Below are 19,495 nucleotides of genomic sequence, written 5' to 3' on the forward strand. Positions count from 1 at the left end.
CTTCTCGGCAGGAGACTTCGCGAACCTCACGCGATCGACAGCGCGATCCCGTCCAGGATGTCGTGCTCGCTCGTCACGACCGACGTGAGCTCGCCGCCCGCGGCCGCGACGTCCTCGCGCACCCGGCGCACGACCTCGGACCACACGAGCGCCCCCGCCCCGATCACGTCGATGCGTCCCGGGTGCATGAAGCCCAGCGCCTCGCGCTCGGCGCGCGTGCGCCCCAGCAGGTCCTCGCACGCGTCCAGCGTCTGCTCGACGGTCAGCACCGCGCCGTCGATCCGGTCGCGGTCGTAGCGCTCGAGGCCCAGCGCGTGCGCGGTCACGGTCGTCACCGAGCCCGCGAGCCCGACGAGCGTCGCGGCCTTGCCCAGCGGGACGGTCTGCGTCGCGACGTCGAGCGCGGCCCGCACGTCGGCCCTCGCCGCCGCGATCTCCTCGGCGGTCGGCGGGTCGGAGCGCAGGTGACGCTCGGTCAGGCGCACGCACCCGACGTCCATGGACCACGCCGCCTCGGGGGCATCGGTGCCGAGCACGAGCTCGGTCGACCCTCCCCCGAGGTCCACGACCACGAACGGACCCTCGTGGTGCGCCGCGACCACACCGGTCGCCCCGCGGAACGACAGCTCGGCCTCCTCGTTCCCGGAGACGACCTCCGGCTCGACGCCCAGGCGTGCGAGCACGCCCTCGACGAACTCGCCGCGGTTCTCGGCATCGCGCGTGGCCGACGTCGCCACGAAGCGCGTGCGCGTCGCCCCGAGCTCCTCGATCACGGCCGCGTACTCGGCCGCCTGGTCGAGCGTGCGGGCCAGCGCCTCGGGCGCCAACCGCCCCGTACGGTCGACGCCCTGACCGAGCCGCACGACCTCCATGCGGCGGTCGAGCTCGGTGAGGACGCCCGTCGTGGAGTCGACGTCGGCGACGAGGAGGCGGATCGAGTTGGTACCGCAGTCGATCGCGGCGACACGAGAAGAAGTCATGGCATCAAGGGTGCCATCCTCTGCGCCACCGGCGGGCGGCCGGCCCGCCCGTGGACCGGTTCAGGCGGTCAGCAGGTGCAGCGGTCCGCGCGCCACGAGCCGGAGATCATGACGAGCGCCTCGTCGCCGAGCGGGTTGACCCCGGGCCCTGCTGCGAGGGCGTGCCCCACGAGCACGTGCAGGCACTTGACGCGCACGGGCATGCCACCTGCGGAGATGCCCGCGATCTCCTCGACGTGGCCGAGCGACTCGCGGGCCGCGAGGTAGTGCTCGTGCGCGCGGGCGTAGGCCGCCGCGAGCTCCTCGTCCTGCGTGAGGCGCTCCGACATCTCCTTCATCACACTGTTCGCCTCGAGCGTCGAGGCGCCCGCGACCGCTCCCGGGCTCGTCAGGTAGTAGGTCGTGGGGAAGGGCGTGCCGTCGGGCAGGCGCGGGGCCGTGTGCACCACGAGCGGGCGGCCGCACACGCAGCGCGCCGCGATCCCGACGACGCCGCGCGCCGGGCGACCGAGCTGCTCCTGCAGGACCTCGAGGTCCTCGGGGGTCACCTCGGGGCGGGACCGGTCGGCCTGGGGCACGGCGAGCACGGCGGGCGTGGCAGGCGCGGCAGGCGCGGCAGGCGCGGCAGGCACAGCGTCGGTGCTGTCGGTAGCGGCCGTGGTCGTGCCCGAGGGGTTCCCCGGGACCTGGACGTTCTCCAGGTCGGAGGCTGCGGGGTGCGAGTCGTTCACGAGAGGTTCCGTTCTGCGGCGTGCGGTGCTGGTCCGGCGCCGGGTACCGGCGCTCTCCCATTGTCCCCGCTCCCCCGGGTGGTTCCGCAATCCGCCGGCTCAGCCCGAGGGCGTCGCGGGATCGGTCGGGGTGTCGCTCGCGGGCGGCGGGGTCTGCACGCCGCCCGTGGGGCTCGCCGACCCCGGCTCGGGCTGCTCGCCCGCGAGCTGGACCGAGCGCCACAGCGAGGTGTACCAGGGCGCACCGACGTGCCCCGCGACGTCGACCGGCCCGTCGGTCACGACCTGCCCCGTCTCGGGGTCCAGGTCGTCGACGACGGTGTCCGGGTCGACGACGCGCCAGGACCGTTCGCCCGGCATGACGTAGCTGAGCCGGTCGCGAGCCTGCGCGATCACGTAGGCCTGGTCGTCCCACCGGCCGAGCTCGACCTCGAGCGCGTCGCGTGTCGCCTGCGCCTCGGCCACGTCGGCGCGCAGCGCCCGGAGCTCGCCCGTCTGGTTGACGTAGGCGCGCACCGTGGGCAGCAGGAGGATCACGGCCAGGAGCACGACGACGGACATCACCAGGGCGCGGACCGTCACGACCTCGGGGAGCAGCAGGCCGTACCTGCTCCGACGGCGGTCGGCGAGCGCGGGGGCGCGGCCTCCTGCCGTGCTGCGAGCACGCGGAGAACGGGACGACGCCGGACGCGCGGCGGCGGGCTTCGTCGACCCGGACCGGGCGCCTGCACCGCCCGGGGCCGGGGGCTTCTTCGTGCTGTTCCTCGCCGAGCCCTTGGCCGCGGCGGACGCCGAACCTGTCGGGTTCGCGCCCGTGGACTTCGGCGACTTCGGCGACTTTCCCGCCGGCGCGCCCTTCTTGGCCGGCTTCGCAGCGCCTGACGCGCCCGACGCCGGACCGGACGTCGCCGTGTCGGCGCGTGACGTCGTCGGGCTGGAGCCCGGGCTGCGCGCGCGGCCCGACGACGAACGACCGTCCCCGCGCGATCCCGCGCCACGTCCGCCCGGGCGCGCCGAGGCGCCAGGGGTGGACGGGCGGCGGTTCGAGGGCATGGTGCCGATTGTGCCGTCCCGCGGTCCCCGCCCGCCGCAGGGTCTGCGGCGTGCCGGGCAACGTGGTCGGATCCACACCAAGCGTTCACAACCCGTGCCCCCTGACGTGTCGCGGCGGCGCGCTCCCCCCGAGAGGTCACGCCGCCCGGACGCACGGACGCCCGGTGGTTCCGAGGAACCACCGGGCGTCCGGTCGCCGACCGCGATCAGACCGCGGCTAGCAGGTGAGCGTCAGCTCACGCCTTCCAGCGCGGGAACGCCGAGGCGCCGGCGTAGCGAGCCGCGTCGTCCAGGGCCTCCTCGATGCGCAGGAGCTGGTTGTACTTGTTGATGCGCTCGCCACGGGCGGGGGCACCGGTCTTGATCTGGCCGGCGTTGACGGCGACGGACAGGTCCGCGATCGTCGTGTCCTCGGTCTCGCCCGAACGGTGCGAGACCATCGCGGTGAAGCCGTTGCGCTGCGCGAGCTCGACGGCGTCGAGGGTCTCCGAGAGCGTGCCGATCTGGTTGAGCTTGACGAGCAGCGAGTTCGCCGACTTGAGCTCGATGCCCTTGGCGAGGCGCTCCGGGTTGGTGACGAACAGGTCGTCGCCGACGATCTGGACCTTGTCGCCGACCTCGGTCACGAGCTGCGACCAGGCGCTCCACTCGTCCTCGGACAGCGGGTCCTCGATCGAGACCAGCGGGTAGTCCGCCACGAGCTGCTTGTAGTACGCGATGATCTCGTCCGAGCTCGTCGCCTTGCCCTCGAACTGGTACGCGCCGTCCTTGAAGAACTCGGTCGCGGCGACGTCGAGCGCGAGGCCCACGTCGACGCCCGGCTTGAAGCCGGCCTGCTCGATCGCGACGAGGATCAGGTCCAGCGCGTCGCGGTTGCTCGGCAGGTTCGGGGCGAAGCCGCCCTCGTCGCCGAGGCCCGTCGCGAGGCCCTTGCTCTTGAGCACGGACTTCAGGGAGTGGTAGACCTCTGCACCGGTGCGCAGCGCCTCACGGAAGGACGTGGCGCCGATCGGGGCGACCATGAACTCCTGGATGTCGACGTTGGAGTCCGCGTGCGACCCACCGTTGAGGATGTTCATCATGGGGACGGGCAGGACGTGGGCGTTGGGGCCACCGACGTAGCGGTAGAGGTCCAGGCCCGAGCTCTTGGCTGCGGCCTTCGCGACGGCCAGCGAGACACCGAGGATGGCGTTCGCGCCGAGCTTGCCCTTGTTCGGGGTGCCGTCGAGGTCGATCAGGGCCTGGTCGATGAGGCGCTGGTCCTCTGCCTCGTAGCCGATCAGCTCGGGGGCGATCTCGTCGATGACCGCGTTGACCGCGTTCTCGACGCCCTTGCCCAGGTAGCGGGACTTGTCGCCGTCACGGCGCTCGACGGCCTCGAAGGCGCCGGTCGAGGCACCCGAGGGGACGCCTGCGCGCGCAAAGGTACCGTCGTCGAGAACGACCTCGACCTCGACGGTGGGGTTTCCGCGCGAGTCGAGAATCTCGCGTGCTCCAACGGCTTCGATGCTTGCCACGGTTGCTCCTTCAGGCTGCTTCCAGGTCCGGAGCGCAGGGCAGGCGACGATGGCGGTCGGGCGCGTCCGGGGTTGTCGCAACCCAGCCTAGTGGTCGGGAACACATAGTGCTCCCGTCGTCGGCACGTGGACACGATCGCCCGCATGTCGACCGCCCGCGGCCACCGGGCGTCCGGCGTGCGTCACGCTCGGGGCGCGGTCGCGCTCTTCTCGGCCGCCACGACCGCCTGCTCGACCTCGCGCAGGGCACCCCGCAGCGCCGTCTCGGCGTCCACGCCGTCGGCCTGCGCACGGCGCACCACGTCGAGCAGCTCGTGCCCGTAGGCCCGCTCGGCCGCGTCGACCGGCGCCCCGCCGGGGGCACCCTCGTCGCCCGCGGTCCGGACGTCCGTCGGGCCCGACGGCGCCGCTCCTCTCCCGAGCCGCGCCTCGCCCGGGGCGGGGGACGGGACCGACGGGAGCTCCGTCGTCGGGCCGGGATCCTGGACGAGCCCGGCGCGCTCCGCGCGGGACAGGACCTTCTGCGCACGGGCCAGCGCGCCCTGCGCGAGCGGGATCCCCTCCAGGACCGACTCGCGCTGCTTCTCCTGCTGCTTGATCTGGTCCCACTGGGCGTAGAGGGCCGCGTGGCCGTCGCCCGTGGCGACCGCGGTGTCCGCGAACACGTGGGGATGACGCCTGACGAGCTTGGCGACGAGGTCGGCCGCGACGTCGTCGACCGTGAACGGGTCGACCGGGTCCTCGCTCGCGATGCGCGCGTGGAACAGGACCTGCAGCAGCAGGTCGCCCAGCTCCTCGCGCACGCCCGCGCGGTCGCCCGTCTCGATGGCCTCCGCGAGCTCGTGCGCCTCCTCGAGCAGGTAGCGCACGAGCGACTCGTGGGTCTGCTCGCGGTCCCACGGGCAGCCACCGGGCGAGTACAGGCGGTCCATGACGGCGACGGACTCGCGCAGGGGGTCGACGGGGCTGGACGGCTCGCTCGTGGTCATGCGCCCATCGTAGGAGCGCGGACCGGAGGGCCCCCGGACGGGGACCCTCCGGACTGCCTGCTGCGGCTACTTCCAGGTGTCGTTCAAGGTCACGGCCCCGTTCGCCCCGACCGTCGCGGTGCGGTTGGCACCGCTCTCCCAGACCACGTTGCCCGCGCCGTCCTTCTTGACGTACTTGTACTCGAAGGTCGTCCCGGCGGGCAGGTCGAGCGTGAGCTTCCAGACGGGGTAGGTCGCGGCCGAGAGCGGCTTGGCCGAGGCGGGTGCCCACGATCCGAGTGCCGTGATGCTGCCCACGACGTAGACGTTCTGCCCCAGGACCGTGGTGGCGTTGACCGAGAAGCTCGCATCACCCTCGGTGCCGCCGCCCTCGCCGCCCGTGCAGGGGTTGCCCGCGGTCACCACTCCGTCCGAGACCTGGACGTGCTGCCCCGTGAGGCTGAAGTCCTTGCCACCGTTGTTGTCCCAGGCGCCCGACCCGTTGGTGAACGCGGCCGTGACGGTCGCCCCGTTCGCGGGGATCTCACGGGAGACCCAGCCCGTGCAGGCCGCGGTCATGTCGACGCCGGGGGCCGTGGTCCAGGCGCCCGAGCCGACCTTGTAGTGGACCTTGTACGCGTTCCACCCCTTCGAGGTCGAGTAGTAGACCGTCGTGGTCGTGTCGACCGGCAGCGCGCCGGTGGTGGCCGTGGCCGTGGCGCTCGCCGCCGACCTGTTCTTGGCCGCCGACCCGTCGATCGCGGTGACCGTGATCGAGTAGGCGGTCGAGGCCGTGAGGCCCGTCAGGGTGGTGGACGTGCCGGTCACGGTCGTCTTCACGGTCGTGCCGCCCGCGGTGCGGGCCACCTCGTAGGTGAGGGGTGAGGCGCAGTCGTCGGTCGACGCGGCCCAGGTCACCGCGATCGAGGTCCCGGCCGCGGTGGCCTTGACGTTCTGGGGGACGCTCGGCGCGGTCGTGTCGTTCGCGCACGTGGGCTGGGTCGTCTTGACCTTCCCGACGTGCAGCGCGAGAGCCCCGTACGCGGGGACGGTCGCGGTGAAGGTCCCCGAGGCGCTCACGGTGTAGGTCGTGGAGCAGTCCTTGCTCGCCACGACGTCGCAGTAGGTGTTCGCGGGCAGCGACGTCTGGTAGGTGCGCGTCACGGCCGAGGCGGTGTTGTTGATCGCGACGTAGCCCTTGTCGCCGCGCCCGTAGGCGATGTTGTTGTTGCCGTCGTCCCACCAGTTCGACACCGACGTGCCCTCGACCGTGTTGTGGAAGCCGACCATGCCGGCGATCTCGGTCCAGCGCTGCGTGCAGGTCCAGGCGCTGTTGGAGCAGCTCGCGTCGGGGACCGACGTGCTGGTGGCGCCGGGGGCTCCGGCGTCCTTGTCGGTCCACGTGTAGCCCGTGTAGACCGAGGGCGAGCCGTAGGGCCAGGAGAGCATGAAGGCGTTGGCGAGCTTGTACTTGGCGCCCCACTTGTAGTTCATGGTCTCGCCGTTGCGCTCGGTGTCGTGGTTGTCCACGAAGACTCCGGCGCGGTCCGAGGTGAGCAGCCCGTTGCCGATCTCGTCGAGGCTCGCGATGCTGCCGTCGAAGCGGCTCTTGAGCGTGCGCGCGTAGTTGAACTCGTGCGAGTCCCCGCTGCCCAGGTACTCGGAGGGCTGGATGGGCTCGCCCGCGGCCCCGATGACCTCGTGGACCCAGTAGACGTTCGGGTTGGTGAGCTTGGCCTTGATGGCCTCGAGGTCTGCGGCCGGGATGTGCTTGGCCGCGTCGATACGGAAGCCGGCGACGCCCAGGCCGATCAGGTCGTTCATGTAGCCCGCGATCTTGCCGCGCACGTAGTCCGAGCTCGTGCGCAGGTCCTGGAGCGAGACGAGGCGACAGTTCTGGACGTTGTACCGGTCGCCGTAGTTGGTGATGTTGGCGCGGCAGTCGTTGAAGTCGTTGGCGCCGTACGGGACGCCGGGGAAGTTGTCGACCGAGTAGCTGGTCCCTCCCGTGCCCGTGCCGGACCCGGTGTCCGCGCCGGCCGTGTGGTTGACGACCGCGTCCACCACGATGCCGACGCCGGCGGTCTTGCAGGTGCTGACCATGTTCTGGAACTCGGCGCGGTTGCCGAGCTTGGACTCGATCTTGTAGCTCACGGGCTGGTAGGAGGTCCACCACGCGGTGCCCTGGATGTGCTCCTGGGGCGGCGAGACCTGGACGTAGCCGAAGCCGGCGGGCCCGATCGTGCTGGCGCACTCGGCCGCGACCGAGTCCCAGGTCCACTGGAACATGTTGAGGACGACGTTCCCCCGCCCGTTGTCGGACGCGACCACGGGCGACGGGGTCGGCGCCTTGGCCGAAGCCGGCACCGCCCCCGCCGCGAGGCCCGACGCGATCACGGCGAGCGCCGTGAGCCCGGCGAGCACCCTGTGCCGTGGCTTCCTGCGGACCGGTCTCCCGGTTGTTCGGCTGAGCATCATTGCTGCGTTCTCCGTTCGGTGCTGCGTACAGCCCCGCGTCGGTGCGTGACTGCCCGTCCGCGCCCCGGCATCGGTGCCGGTGCGTTACCGCTCCCCCTGTTCCCCCTGAACCGGCCTGACCGCCGGCCGAACCCGCGTCTGTCACCTTTGCAGAGAATTGCGAGTTCTTGCTGAAAGATTACACAGACCCGAAGGACGTGTCTCCCTTTCCGGACATGCAAGAAGGTTGCGGGTTCTCGGGCAGGGCGCGGGCACCACGAGAAAGAGGGTTCTTGTCGAGACAGAGGTCCACAGGCCTCTGTCTCGACAAGAACCCTCTACGTCGACGGGATCTCGCTGCGCCGCCACCGTGCCCGACGGCGGGACGCACCTCAGGGCAGCGTCGGCACCGCCGCGAGCAGCTCGCGCGTGTACGCCGCCGTCGGCCGGGTCAGCACCTCGCGCGTGGGACCGGCCTCGACGACCTCTCCCCCGCGCAGCACCACGGTCTCCTCGCACAGCTGCCCGACGATCGCCATGTCGTGGCTGACCAGGACGAGCGTGAGACCCAGGTCGCGCTGGAGCCCGCGCAGCAGGTCCATGACCTGCTCGCGGACGGATACGTCGAGCGCGCTCACGGGTTCGTCGCCCACCAGGACCGACGGCGAGGGCGCGAGGGCCCGCGCGATCGCGATGCGCTGGCGCTGGCCGCCCGAGAACTGGGCCGGGTACTTGGTCCGGACGTCGGGGTCGAGCCCCACCCATCCCAGGACCTCGTCGACACGCGCCGACACGTCGCCCCCGACCCGGAGCGAGCGCAACGGCTCGGCGACGATCCGGGCGACCGTCATGCGCGGGTCGAGAGACGTGCGCGGGTCCTGGAGGACGACCTGGACCTCTCGCCGGTACCGCCGCATGAGTGCGCGGTCCCGACGGTCCAGGGGCGCGCCACGGTAGGAGATGGTGCCGCTCGTCGGGCTGTCGAGCCCCAGCAGCAGCCGCAGGAGGGTCGACTTCCCGGCTCCCGACTCGCCGACGATCCCCACGCTGCGCCCGGCCCGGACCGTGAGGTCGACGCCCGCGAGCGCCGTCGTCGGGGGCGTGCGGCGCGACCCGCCGAACTCTCGCCGCACGCGGTCGAGCGCGATGAGTGGCACGGCGTCGCCTGCAGTCCTGTCGCCGGGGACGGGCCGGTCGCCGCTCGTGGGTTGGTCGCTCATCGGTCCTCCAGGGTCGGCAGGTGGGTCACGGCGCGCGCCGCGGTGAGCAGCGAGCGCGTGTAGGGGTCCTCGGGCGCGTCGAGGGCGCGTGCGACGCTCGTGGCCTCGACGACCTTCCCGTGCCGCATCACGACGAGGTCGCGCGTGACGCGGGCGACCACGGGCAGGTCGTGCGACACGAACACGAGTGCCGTCCCGGTGCGTTCGATCAGGTCGTCGAGCAGCGCGAGGATCTCGGCCTGGACGGTCACGTCGAGCGCCGTGGTGGGCTCGTCGGCGATCAGCACGTCGGGCTCGCACGCGAGCGCCATGGCGAGGCACGCGCGCTGGCGCTGCCCGCCCGAGAGCTGCCACGGGTAGGACCCGAGGATGCGTTGGGTGTCGTCGAGGCGCACCAGGCGGCACAGGTCGGCGGCGAGCTCGGCGGCCCGGGCACGCGAGACCTTGCGGTGCAGGCGCAGCGGCCCGGCGATCTGCCGGCCGATCGTCATGAGCGGGTCGAGGGCAGTGAGCGGCTCCTGGAAGACCATCGCGATGCGCGCCCCGCGCACGCGGCGCAGCGCCTTCTCGCCCAGGGGCAGCAGGTCGGTCCCGTCGAGCAGGACCTGCCCGGTCGCGGTCATGCCGTCGGGCAGCAGCCCGAGGATCGCGGCCGCGGTGAGGGACTTGCCCGAGCCGGACTCGCCGATCACGCCCAGGCGCTCGCCGGGTGCGACGCGCCAGCTCACGCGGTCGAGCAGCACCCGGCCCGACGACGTCGCCACCGTCAGGTCGCGCACCTCGAGCCCGGCGGTGCTCGTCGTGGGGGTCGCGGTCATCGGTCGCCTCGCAGGCTCGGGTCGGTCTTTTCGCGGATGCCGTCGCCCAGGAGGTTCAGGCCGAGCACGGTCCACGCGATGAGGAGCCCGGGCAGGATCGCCCCGAGCGGCTGGACCGCGACGGACTTCTGGGCGGCGCTGAGCAGCCGCCCCCAGGACAGGGCCGACGGCGAGCCGAGGCCCAGGTAGGACAGCGACGCCTCGGCGAGGATCGCCCCGCCCGCGAGCAGCATGAGCTGGACGAGCAGGGTGGGGGCCACGTTGGGCAGGACGTGGCGGAGGATCGTCCCCCACCATCCCGTGCCCGACGCCGTCGCGGCCGTCACGTAGTCCTCGCGCAGCACGCGCGCGGCGTTGACCCGCGTGACGCGCGCGATCACCGCCGCCCCCGAGATGCCGATCGCGACGATCGCCGAGGTCAGCGAGGCCCCGCGGACCGTCACGATGAGCATGGCCAGCAGCAGCGTGGGGAACGCGATCATCAGGTCGATCACGTTGAGCAGCGCGACGTCGGCCCACCGGGTGGTCGCCGCGGCGACCACGCCGATCGTGATGCCCAGGACGCCCGCGATGACGACCGAGGCGATCGCCACGGTCATCGCGACCGTCGCACCGCCCATGAGCTGGCTCAGCAGGTCGCGTCCCAGCCGGTCGGTGCCGGCCCAGAACTGCGCGCTGGGCCCTTCGAGCCGTCCACCCGTGCCGGCAGCGCCCGCACCCACGTCGTAGGGCGTCCAGAAGATCGCGACGACACCGACGAGCGCGACCAGCCCGACCATGACGAGACCCGCGACGAACGACGGGCTGACGCTCCGTCGTCGGGCACGCGGGGCCTCCCCCGCGCCGCCCGCGACGTGCGGCGCGAGCGACTCCTCGACCTCGATGCGGCCCGCAGCGGCCCCGGGGATCTCCCCGCCCAGGTTGATGCTCATCGTGCGCCTCCGAGGGCCGAGCCGGCGCGCAGCCGGGGGTCGATCCCGCGCTGGGCGAGGTCGACCAGGAAGTTCGTGACGAGGACCAGGGCCGTCAGCCCCAGGACGAGGGCCTGCACGACCGGCAGGTCGCGCCCCTCGACCGACGACACGAGGAGCGTGCCGAGGCCCGGCAGCGCGAAGACGTTCTCCACGACCACGGCCCCCAGCAACGACGTCGCGAGCTCGATGCCGAGGATCGCGACGACCGGGACCGCGCCGTTGCGCAGACCGTGCCGCGCGAGGGCGTGCCACCGGCCGTAGCCGAGCGAACGAGCCGTGCGGACGTAGTCCTGGTCCAGCACGTCGAGCGTCGCCGAGCGCACGTAGCGGACCATGACCGACGACATCGCGATGGCCACCGTCGCCACGGGCAGGACCAGCGACCGCACGGCCGCTGCGGGGTCCTCCCAGCCCTGGCGGGGGAACCCGCCGGGCGGCAGGACCCCCGCCTCGAGCGCGAAGATCCACACCAGGATCACGCCGACCCAGAAGACCGGCACCGCGACGCCCAGCTGGGACACCGCCGAGACCGTGACCCCCACGACGCCACGCCGACGGACCGCCGCGACCACGCCGAGCGGCACCGACACGAGCACCGAGACCACGAAGGCCGCGAGGCTCAGGGGCAGCGTGATCGGGAGCTTGCTCGCGATCAGCTCGCCTACCGGGAGGCGCGAGACGAACGACGTGCCCGCGCTCCCCGAGAACAGTCCCGCGACCCACTGCCCGTACTGCGTCCACAGGGGCTGGTCGGTGCCGAGGTCGGCACGCAGCTGCTCGAGCTGGTCGCTCGTCGTGCCCACGCCGAGCGACGTGCCCGCGCTGTCCCCCGGCAGGAACCGGAGGACGGCGAAGACCACGACGCTCGCGAGGACCAACGACAGCAGCAGCGTGCCGACGCGCGTCAGGAGGTAGCGGGACATGGGTGCTCGGTCAGCCTTCCCGCACGATGTCGGCGACGTAGAAGCTCTCCGTCACCTGGTTCACCGGGAAACCCGTGATCTCGGCGCGAGCGACCCGGATCTGCGGGTCGAGGTACAGCCAGGCGCTCGCCGCCTCCTGCCCGATCGTCTCGTTGACCTGGGTCAGCAGGGCCGTCTGCTCCTCGGTCGTGGCCGCCTGGTCGGCGTCCGCGACCCACTGCTGGACGTCCTTGTTGTCGTAGCCCCAGTAGAAGTCAGGGTTCGCGTACCAGACGACGTCGCGCGGGTTCACGTGGCCCATGAGCGTGGTCTGGAAGTCGTGATCGGTGTAGATCTTCTGGTACCACGTCGCGTCGTCGACCGGGTTGAGCGTGAGCGTGACGCCCACGGCCTGGAGGTCGGCCTGGAGGAGCTGGGCGATCGTCTCGGACGGGTCGCCCGCGACATAGTCGACCGCGATCGTCAGGTCGCTCACGCCCGCCTGCGCGAGCAGGTCCTTCGCCGCCTGCGGGTCGTACGCGTGCACGTCGGCCTGGTCGACGAACCACGGGTCGGTCGGGGGGACCATCGAGCCGATGACCTGGCCGTAGCCGTCCCACACGGCGTCGAGCACCTTCTCACGGTCGATCGCCTTGTACAGCGCCTGGCGGACGCGGACGTCGTCGAACGGGGCGACGCGGTCGTTGAAGGCCCAGATCTGCTTGGTCGTCGACGTGCCCTCGGTGATGGTGAACGCGTCGTTCCCCTCGAACTGCACGAGCTGGTCCGGGGAGTCCTCCGCGATGACCAGGTCGAGGTCGCCGGTCAGGAGCGCGTTGTTGAGCGCGGTCGTGTCCTTGAAGAAGCGGAACGTGACACCCGAGTTCTTGGCGGGGGTGCCCCAGTAGTCGTCGTTGCGCTCGATCGTCAGGTGGTCGCCCTGCGTCCACTCGACGAACCGGTACGGGCCCGTGCCGTTCTCGCTCGACAGCTCGGTGTCACCGTCCTGCACGATCGTCACGGACGCGAGGTAGAACGGCAACGACTGGCTGCGGCGCGACAGGTCGAGCTGGACCGTGGCGTCGTCGGGCGCCGTGATCGAGGAGATGACCGACAGGTCGTTCTTGCGTGCGCTCTTGGACTCGGGCGCGATGGTCTGCGAGATGCTCCAGACGACGTCCTGCGCCGTGAGGTCCGACCCGTCGTGGAAGTGGACGCCCGGCTGCAGGTGGAACGTGTAGACCAGGCCGTCCTCGGACACGTCCCAGTCCTTCGCGAGGGTCGGGACCACCAGACCGTCGACGTCGACCGAGGTCAGGCCCTCGAAGACGTTGCGCGTCATGGTCTGCGAGACGCCCGAGCTGCCGCCGACGTTGCGGACGAGGCCCGTGGGCTCGTTGGTCGAGCCGATGACGATCTCGGCGTCGGCTCCGGCCGCAGCGCTGCTGCTCGCACCACCGGACCCGCCCGAGCCGCACGCGGCGAGCAGGAGGGTCGTCGCCAGGACCGCGGCGGCTGCCTTGAGGGTTCTCATGGGGGTTCTTCCGTTCCAGGAGGTGCAGCACGGCTGCACGGGGACCACCCCGGACGCGGCCGGTGGCCGACGGACGGTGTGGTGAGGGGGATCGTGGAGCGTCGGCAGTCCGACGGCGTGGACGAAGCCACGAGACCGGGGGCCGAGGGGGCCGTCGGGCGTCGCCGCAGCGCGCCGCGCGAGGGCGCGGCAGGCAGGGGGAGGCGACTGCCGGAAGGCGGGGGAAGGATCAGACCTGTGCGAGAGGGGCCGTCACGTCGGGGTGGTCCCGCGACGGACGCCGCCTGTCAGCGGCTGCTCAGAGACAGCGACAACAGCGGGCGGCGCTCGTCGAGCCGTGCCGTCCGGTGCTGGGGGTGCGCGTGGGAGCGCTCAGGTCGAGAAACATGATGCGACAACTATCTCACCGACCGAGCGGTATGGATACGCGCGGCGGGTGTGGTGGTGGTCACGTCGACCGCCACCACACCGGAGACGGCTACCGCTTCGCCGTCCCCACCGACGCGGCCGCACTCACGTCGCCCGTGATGACCGCGTCGATGAGCTGGCGTGCCCAGGCGAGCACCTCCATGCCCCGCAGCGGACGGCCACCGATGCGCGCCGTCGTCGGGAAGGGCACGAGGAACGCGCGGATCGCGGGCTTGAGCATGGTGCCCGGGTAGAGCCGCTTGAGGCGCAGCTCCGCGGACTCCGGGAGGTCGACGGGCGCGAAGCGCACGAACTTGCCCTGCGCCGTGACGTCCGCGAGCCCCGCGCGGCGCGCGTGGTTGCGGAAGTCGGCGACGGCGAACAGCGCCTCGACGACCTCCGGGAGCGCGCCGTAGCGGTCGACGAGCTCGGCCCGCACCTCGGCGAGCGCGGGCTCGTCCTGGGCCGCCGCGATCTTGCGGTACGCCTCGAGGCGCAGGCGCTCGTGCGCGATGTAGTCGTGCGGGATGTGCGCGTCGACCGGGAGCTCGATCGAGACCTCGGGAGCTTCTTCCTCGACCTCGCCCTTGAACGACGCCACGGCCTCCCCGACCATGCGCACGTACAGGTCGAAACCGACGCCCGCGATGTGCCCCGACTGCTCGCCGCCCAGGAGGTTGCCCGCGCCGCGGATCTCGAGGTCCTTCATGGCGATCTGCATGCCCGCGCCCAGGTCCGTGTTGGCGGCCATGGTCGCGAGGCGGTCGTGCGCGGTGTCCGTCAGGGGGCGCTCTGGCGGGTACAGGAAGTACGCGTAGGCGCGCTCGCGCCCACGACCCACGCGGCCACGGAGCTGGTGGAGCTGGGACAGGCCCAGCATGTCGGCGCGCTCCAGGATGAGCGTGTTGGCGTTGGAGATGTCGAGGCCGGTCTCGATGATCGTGGTGCAGACCAGGACGTCGAGCTCCTTCTCCCAGAACGCCGTGATCGTCTGGTCGAGCTGGGACTCGCTCATCTTGCCGTGCGCGACGCCGATGCGGGCCTCGGGGACCAGCTCCCGCAGACGCTGGGCCGTGCGGTCGATCGTCTCGACCTTGTTGTGCACGTAGAAGACCTGGCCCTCGCGGAGCAGCTCGCGCCGGATCGAGGCCGAGATCTGCTTCTCCTCGTACGCGCCCACGTACGTGAGCACGGGGTGGCGCTCCTCGGGCGGGGTCGCGAGCGTCGACATCTCGCGGATGCCCGTGACGGCCATCTCGAGCGTGCGCGGGATGGGGGTCGCGCTCATGGCGAGCACGTCGACGTTGGTCCGGAGCTGCTTGAGCGTCTCCTTGTGCTCGACGCCGAACCGCTGCTCCTCGTCGATGATGACCAGGCCCAGGTCCTTGAACTTGATGGACCCGGAGATGATGCGGTGCGTGCCGATGACGACGTCGACCGAGCCGTCCTTGAGCCCCTCGACCGTCTCCTTGGACTCGGCCTCGGTCTGGAAGCGTGACAGTGCCTTGACCGTCACGGGGAACGCCGAGTAGCGCTCGGCGAACGTCTGGAAGTGCTGCTGGACCAGGAGCGTCGTGGGGACCAGGACCGCGACCTGCTTGCCGTCCTGCACGGCCTTGAACGCCGCCCGGACCGCGATCTCGGTCTTGCCGTACCCGACGTCGCCGCACACGAGCCGGTCCATGGGGACGGGCTTCTCCATGTCGGCCTTGACCTCGTCGATCGTGACGAGCTGGTCGGGCGTCTCGACGTACGCGAACGCGTCCTCGAGCTCGCGCTGCCACGGGGTGTCGGGGCCGAACGCGTGCCCCTGCGTCGCCATGCGGGCGCTGTAGAGGCGGATGAGCTCGCCCGCGATCTCCTTGACGTGCTTGCGCGCCTGGCTCTTGGTCTTGGCCCAGTCCGAGCCGCCCATCTTGTTCAGGCTGGGTGACTCGCCGCCCGTGTACTTGGTGACCTGGTCGAGCTGGTCGGACGGCACGAACAGGCGGTCGCCCGGCTGGCCGCGCTTGCTGCTCGCGTACTCGATCACGAGGTACTCGCGCGTCGCGGCGTTGCCGCCCGTGCCGAGCGTGCGCTGCACGAGCTCGACGAACTTCCCCACGCCGTGCTGCTCGTGCACCACGTAGTCGCCCGCGCGCAGCGCGAGGGGGTCGACGACGTTGCGCCGCCGCGAGGGCATCTTGCGCATGTCGCGCGTGCTCGACCCCTGGCGTCCTGTGAGGTCCGACTCGCTGAAGACCGCCAGCTTGAGCTCTGGCGCGACGAAGCCCGGCCCCACGGGCGCGGGCGTCACGAGCACCACGCCGCCCTCGGGCTCGGTGTCGATCGACGCGACCAGACGCGCCGCGGTGTCGACCGCGGACAGCTGCTCGGTCATGCGGCGCGCGGGACCGTGGCCCTCGGTCGTCAGGACCAGTCGCCAGCCGGCGTGCTGGAGCGAGCGCAGGTCGTCGCGCGCGCGCGCGACGTCCCCGCGGTAGGACTCGACGTTGCGCGCGGGCACGGTGAAGGTGGTCACGCCGTCCGTGCCCATGCCCGACGTCGGGCCCTCGCCTCCGGGGAGCTCGTCACCCGGGTGCGTCTCGCTGTCGGGGGTCGCGCCCTCGTCGAGGCCGAACGGGCTGAGCGTCCACCACCCGAGGCCGCGACGCTCGGCGACGTCGTGGACGTCGGCGAACGTCTCGAACGACGCGGCCGAGAGGTTGATCGGGGTCGAGCCGCCCGCGGCCGCACCGGTCCAGGCGGCGGCGAGGAACTCCTCGGTCGTCGCGACGAGGTCGTGCGCGCGACGGCGCACTCGCTCGGGGTCGTTGATGATCAGCAGCGCGTCGTCGGGGACGAGCTCCAGGACGGGCAGCATGCGGTCCACGAGGACGGGTGCGAGGGACTCCATGCCCTCCACGGCGATGCCGGCGGCGAGCTTGTCGAGCATGTCGGTCGCTCCGGGGAGCGTCTCGATCAGCTCGGCCGCGCGGGCACGCACCGCGTCCGTGAGGAGGATCTCGCGGCACGGCGGCGCCCACACGCCGTGGTCCGCGATCTCCAGGCTGCGCTGGTCCGCGACCGCGAACCAGCGGATCTCCGTGACCTCGTCGCCCCAGAACTCGACGCGCAGCGGGTGGTCCTCGGTCGGCGGGAACACGTCGAGGATGCCGCCACGCACCGCGAACTCGCCGCGCCGCTCGACCATGTCCACGCGCTGGTAGGCGGCCGCGCTCAGGCGCTCGGCCACGTCCGTGAGGTCGGCCGTCTCGCCCGTGCTCAGCTCGACCGGCTCCAGGTCGCCCAGGCCCTCGACGACCGGCTGCAGCAGGGCCCGGACCGGCATGACCAGGACGCGCACCGGGCCCGACTGGCTGATCTCGCTGGTCGGGTGCGCGAGGCGCCGGAACACCGCGAGCCGCTTGGCGACCGTGTCGCTGCGCGGCGACAGACGCTCGTGCGGCAGCGTCTCCCACGCGGGCAGGACCGCGACCAGGTCGCCCAGCTCGTCGGGCAGGTAGGCGCGCACGCTCGCGGCGAGCTCGTCGGCCTCGCGCCCCGTCGCGGTGACGACGACGAGGGGCCGGGAGCCCTGGGCGGGGGCGCCCCTCTCTGCCCCGGTGGTCTCCCCGGTCGCGGTCGCCCCCGCCATCGCGGCGAGCAACGGCGGGCGCACGCCGACCGGTCCGACGACGTCGACGGCGCCCCGCAGGCGCACGTGCTCGACGACCGCGCGCGCGGTCGGGTCGGCCAGGAGGGCGGGCAGGATTCCGGTGAGGTTCATGTGTTCCTTCGAGCAGGTCACCGACGGCGTGGCAGGGCGCCCACGGGCAAGAGCCCGGGCAGGTGTGGACACCGTTCGACGCGACCCACAGCGAGAGGCGGGCGCGCCGGAACAGCACGAGCGGCCCGAACCGAGGTGGAGACGGTCCGGGCTGGGGGTGCGAGCACCAGATTACGCCGAGGGACCGACACCTTGCCGTGTCCGGTCGCGGCGGACCATCCATCGATGACACGTGTCGTTTCACCCCGCGTCGACGTTGACGCCGACGTCGGGCCGACCACTAGCCTCGATACTGACGGCGGAACGGTCACGCCGAGCGACCGAGAGCACCGAGAGCACCGAGAGCACCGACGGGGAGGGGGCCGGGCGATGAAGCCGCCACCCGCCGGACGGTTCCTGCCCATCGACGCAATGCGTGGGATCGCGTCGATGTCGGTGCTCGTCTTTCACTTGTTCCGAAGCCCCCCTCAGACAGACGTACTTGCCGCCGCGTTCCCTGGCCCGGTTGAGATCTTCTCGGACTACGCTCGCAGCGGCGTCGCGGTCTTCTTCGTCATCTCGGGGTTCGTCATCGCCTACACCACTCGAGACCTGGGCCCGCGGGTGCGCGACGGGGTCCGGTTCGCGCTCCGCCGCCAAGTGCGTCTCGACCCCCCGTATTACGTCGTCATGGCGATCGTCCTGGTGCTCGCGGTCGGCGAGCGCCTCGTGCCCGGTCTTGAGTCACGGACACTGACCACTGGCGACGTCCTCCTCAACATGTTCTACCTTCAGGACATCGCCGGCGCGCCCGCTGTCCTTGCCGTCGCCTGGACCCTCTGCCTCGAGGTCCAGTTCTATCTCGTGGTCGTGGTCCTCGTCATCGCGTCAGGCTGGATTTCGCGAGGCCCAGGACCAACCGAGCACCGCATCCGCTTCGTGACGACCATTGCGCTCTTGCTCGGATTGGTCTCGCTGAGCCTCCCGTTCCTCGGCGCCGACGGCGGACCATGGTTCATCGGTACCTGGTGGATGTTCTGCTTCGGCATGGCGATCACCTGGTTCATGCTCGGCAGGCTCAGCGGTCACGTGATCGCCGCCATCTGCGGCATCGTGGGGGTCTGGTGTGTGGCCGTCTCGCTATGGTCCCCAGTCGCGGATCCCTGGGGAAGTCACTGGTTCGCCTACCTGACCGGGCTGGCAATCCTTCTGCTCCTCATCACGGGCAAGATGTCGATGCAGCCTCCTCGCTGGTTGCTCTACCTCGGAACCCTCTCCTACTCGCTGTACCTGGTGCACCTTCCCGTGATCGACACCGTCATGGCGGGCGCATACAAGGTCACCGGCGACAGCACGGTCGGTGCACTCGCCGCATACGCGGTCGCAGCGGCGGTCTCTCTCGGTGCAGCCTCGGTGGTCCATCGCCTGGTAGAGAGGCCAGCGATGGCCTGGTCGTCCCGACTGCGGACCGCCCGGATCGGAACGGTGCTGCATGCCTTCCACCGATGACCCAACTGAGACCTGCCCGGTCCCTCGCGTCCCGCGGCGCGCCCTCTCCCGGCCGTTCCTCCTGCTCGGGTTCCTCGGACTCACCGTCGGGTTCGTCACGCTCTACTGGTGGGCTGTCCGTACCTCCCCGGGCCAGCGCCAGGACATCCTGCTCTTCGCCGACGCGCAATCCATGAACCAGGTGTTCGCACCACTCGCAGGGCTCCTACGGCCTGGCCTGCCTGTGGCCGTCGGGCTGGTGGCTCTCGTGCTCGGGGCGCTCTCCGCCCGCCGTCGCCGCTGGCGTCTGCTCGCCGCAGCCACGGTCGTTGTCCTCGTGTCAGCCGTCCTGTCGGAGGTCCTCAAGGAGGACGTGCTCGAGCGCCCCTACCTCGGCGACCTCGGCTACACGGTCAACAGCTTTCCCTCGGGTCATGTCACCGTGGCCACGGCACTCGTCGTGGCCACGCTCCTGCTCTGGCCGCCGCCGCTCCCCCGCAGCGCGCCCTGGGTCGCCGGTGGCGTCGTGTTGGTCGCATGCGTCGCATCGGTCGTCGGCCACGCGCACAGACCGAGCGACGCCCTCGCATCGGTCCTGCTCGTCGGCTCGGTGACGTGCCTGACCTGCGCGCTCCTGCGCGTCCCGAGAACGGCACCGGCGTGACCGGTGCACAATCGGACCGTGTGCGCCGTCCTC

Annotated in this window: 14 protein-coding genes; 2 read left to right on the forward strand and 12 right to left on the reverse strand. The window is 71.6% G+C overall.

All coding sequences use genetic code 11. The features are described 5' to 3' along the window. Positions 1-26 precede the first annotated feature (26 nt). The 12 genes from H9641_RS01485 to mfd form a co-directional block, all read right to left on the reverse strand. Positions 27-980, reverse strand: a complete 954-nt coding sequence (locus tag H9641_RS01485; protein ID WP_191800343.1) for a Ppx/GppA phosphatase family protein — start codon at positions 978-980, stop codon at positions 27-29. A gap of 68 nt (positions 981-1,048) precedes the next feature. Continuing rightward, the gene (locus tag H9641_RS01490; protein ID WP_191800616.1) at positions 1,049-1,567 is read right to left on the reverse strand and encodes a DUF501 domain-containing protein; all 519 of its coding nucleotides are present in this window, start codon (positions 1,565-1,567) and stop codon (positions 1,049-1,051) included. 243 nt (positions 1,568-1,810) lie between these two features. Beyond that, positions 1,811-2,764, reverse strand: coding sequence for an FtsB family cell division protein (locus tag H9641_RS01495; protein WP_191800345.1), 954 nt, complete (start codon positions 2,762-2,764; stop codon positions 1,811-1,813). A gap of 236 nt (positions 2,765-3,000) precedes the next feature. Next, complete coding sequence (gene eno, locus H9641_RS01500) at positions 3,001-4,281, reverse strand: phosphopyruvate hydratase (protein ID WP_191800346.1); 1,281 nt, start codon at positions 4,279-4,281, stop codon at positions 3,001-3,003. Positions 4,282-4,463: 182 nt separating this feature from the next. Further along, positions 4,464-5,270, reverse strand: coding sequence for a MazG family protein (locus H9641_RS01505; RefSeq protein ID WP_191800348.1), 807 nt, complete (start codon positions 5,268-5,270; stop codon positions 4,464-4,466). 66 nt (positions 5,271-5,336) lie between these two features. Beyond that, a complete protein-coding gene (locus tag H9641_RS01510; RefSeq protein WP_318244313.1) occupies positions 5,337-7,673 on the reverse strand; it encodes a carbohydrate-binding module family 20 domain-containing protein in 2,337 nt (778 codons plus the stop codon). Between the two features lie 425 nt (positions 7,674-8,098). Continuing rightward, the gene (locus H9641_RS01515; protein WP_191800353.1) at positions 8,099-8,926 is read right to left on the reverse strand and encodes an ABC transporter ATP-binding protein; all 828 of its coding nucleotides are present in this window, start codon (positions 8,924-8,926) and stop codon (positions 8,099-8,101) included. Further along, positions 8,923-9,744 carry an ATP-binding cassette domain-containing protein gene (locus H9641_RS01520; protein WP_191800355.1) on the reverse strand — a complete coding sequence of 274 codons (822 nt, stop codon included), beginning with the start codon at positions 9,742-9,744 and terminating at the stop codon, positions 8,923-8,925. Before H9641_RS01520 ends, H9641_RS01515 begins: the two co-directional genes overlap by 4 nt. After that, positions 9,741-10,676 carry an ABC transporter permease gene (locus H9641_RS01525; protein ID WP_191800356.1) on the reverse strand — a complete coding sequence of 312 codons (936 nt, stop codon included), beginning with the start codon at positions 10,674-10,676 and terminating at the stop codon, positions 9,741-9,743. Before H9641_RS01525 ends, H9641_RS01520 begins: the two co-directional genes overlap by 4 nt. Continuing rightward, positions 10,673-11,641 (reverse strand): ABC transporter permease, encoded by a 969-nt coding sequence (locus H9641_RS01530; protein ID WP_056645730.1) that lies wholly within the window; start codon positions 11,639-11,641, stop codon positions 10,673-10,675. The genes H9641_RS01525 and H9641_RS01530 overlap by 4 nt, the downstream gene beginning before the upstream one ends. Before the next feature lie 10 nt (positions 11,642-11,651). Continuing rightward, the gene (locus H9641_RS01535) at positions 11,652-13,154 is read right to left on the reverse strand and encodes an ABC transporter substrate-binding protein (protein ID WP_191800358.1); all 1,503 of its coding nucleotides are present in this window, start codon (positions 13,152-13,154) and stop codon (positions 11,652-11,654) included. A gap of 478 nt (positions 13,155-13,632) precedes the next feature. Next, positions 13,633-17,331 carry a transcription-repair coupling factor gene (mfd, locus tag H9641_RS01540; protein ID WP_191800360.1) on the reverse strand — a complete coding sequence of 1,233 codons (3,699 nt, stop codon included), beginning with the start codon at positions 17,329-17,331 and terminating at the stop codon, positions 13,633-13,635. A 225-nt stretch (positions 17,332-17,556) separates the two neighbouring features. On the opposite strand from mfd, the gene H9641_RS01545 reads away from it, so the two are divergent. Then, positions 17,557-18,819, forward strand: coding sequence for an acyltransferase family protein (locus H9641_RS01545; RefSeq protein ID WP_191800362.1), 1,263 nt, complete (start codon positions 17,557-17,559; stop codon positions 18,817-18,819). Next, entirely contained in the window at positions 18,803-19,462 is a 660-nt protein-coding gene (locus H9641_RS01550; protein WP_191800364.1) for a phosphatase PAP2 family protein, read from the forward strand. The genes H9641_RS01545 and H9641_RS01550 overlap by 17 nt, the downstream gene beginning before the upstream one ends. The last annotated feature ends 33 nt before the right edge of the window (positions 19,463-19,495 follow it).

Origin of the sequence: Oerskovia merdavium (genome assembly GCF_014836755.1) — a bacterium.
GTDB lineage: Bacteria > Actinomycetota > Actinomycetes > Actinomycetales > Cellulomonadaceae > Oerskovia > Oerskovia merdavium.

Bases quoted from the DNA above. Each gene is read 5' to 3' on its own strand.
- H9641_RS01485 (WP_191800343.1), bottom strand. From the start codon at position 980: ATGACTTCTTCTCGTGTCGCCGCGATCGACTGCGGTACCAACTCGATC.
- H9641_RS01495 (WP_191800345.1), bottom strand. From the start codon at position 2,764: ATGCCCTCGAACCGCCGCCCGTCCACCCCTGGCGCCTCGGCGCGCCCG.
- H9641_RS01505 (WP_191800348.1), bottom strand. From the start codon at position 5,270: ATGACCACGAGCGAGCCGTCCAGCCCCGTCGACCCCCTGCGCGAGTCC.
- H9641_RS01515 (WP_191800353.1), bottom strand. From the start codon at position 8,926: ATGAGCGACCAACCCACGAGCGGCGACCGGCCCGTCCCCGGCGACAGG.
- H9641_RS01520 (WP_191800355.1), bottom strand. From the start codon at position 9,744: ATGACCGCGACCCCCACGACGAGCACCGCCGGGCTCGAGGTGCGCGAC.
- H9641_RS01525 (WP_191800356.1), bottom strand. From the start codon at position 10,676: ATGAGCATCAACCTGGGCGGGGAGATCCCCGGGGCCGCTGCGGGCCGC.
- H9641_RS01530 (WP_056645730.1), bottom strand. From the start codon at position 11,641: ATGTCCCGCTACCTCCTGACGCGCGTCGGCACGCTGCTGCTGTCGTTG.
- H9641_RS01535 (WP_191800358.1), bottom strand. From the start codon at position 13,154: ATGAGAACCCTCAAGGCAGCCGCCGCGGTCCTGGCGACGACCCTCCTG.
- mfd (WP_191800360.1), bottom strand. From the start codon at position 17,331: ATGAACCTCACCGGAATCCTGCCCGCCCTCCTGGCCGACCCGACCGCG.
- H9641_RS01545 (WP_191800362.1), top strand. From the start codon at position 17,557: ATGACACGTGTCGTTTCACCCCGCGTCGACGTTGACGCCGACGTCGGG.
- H9641_RS01550 (WP_191800364.1), top strand. From the start codon at position 18,803: ATGCCTTCCACCGATGACCCAACTGAGACCTGCCCGGTCCCTCGCGTC.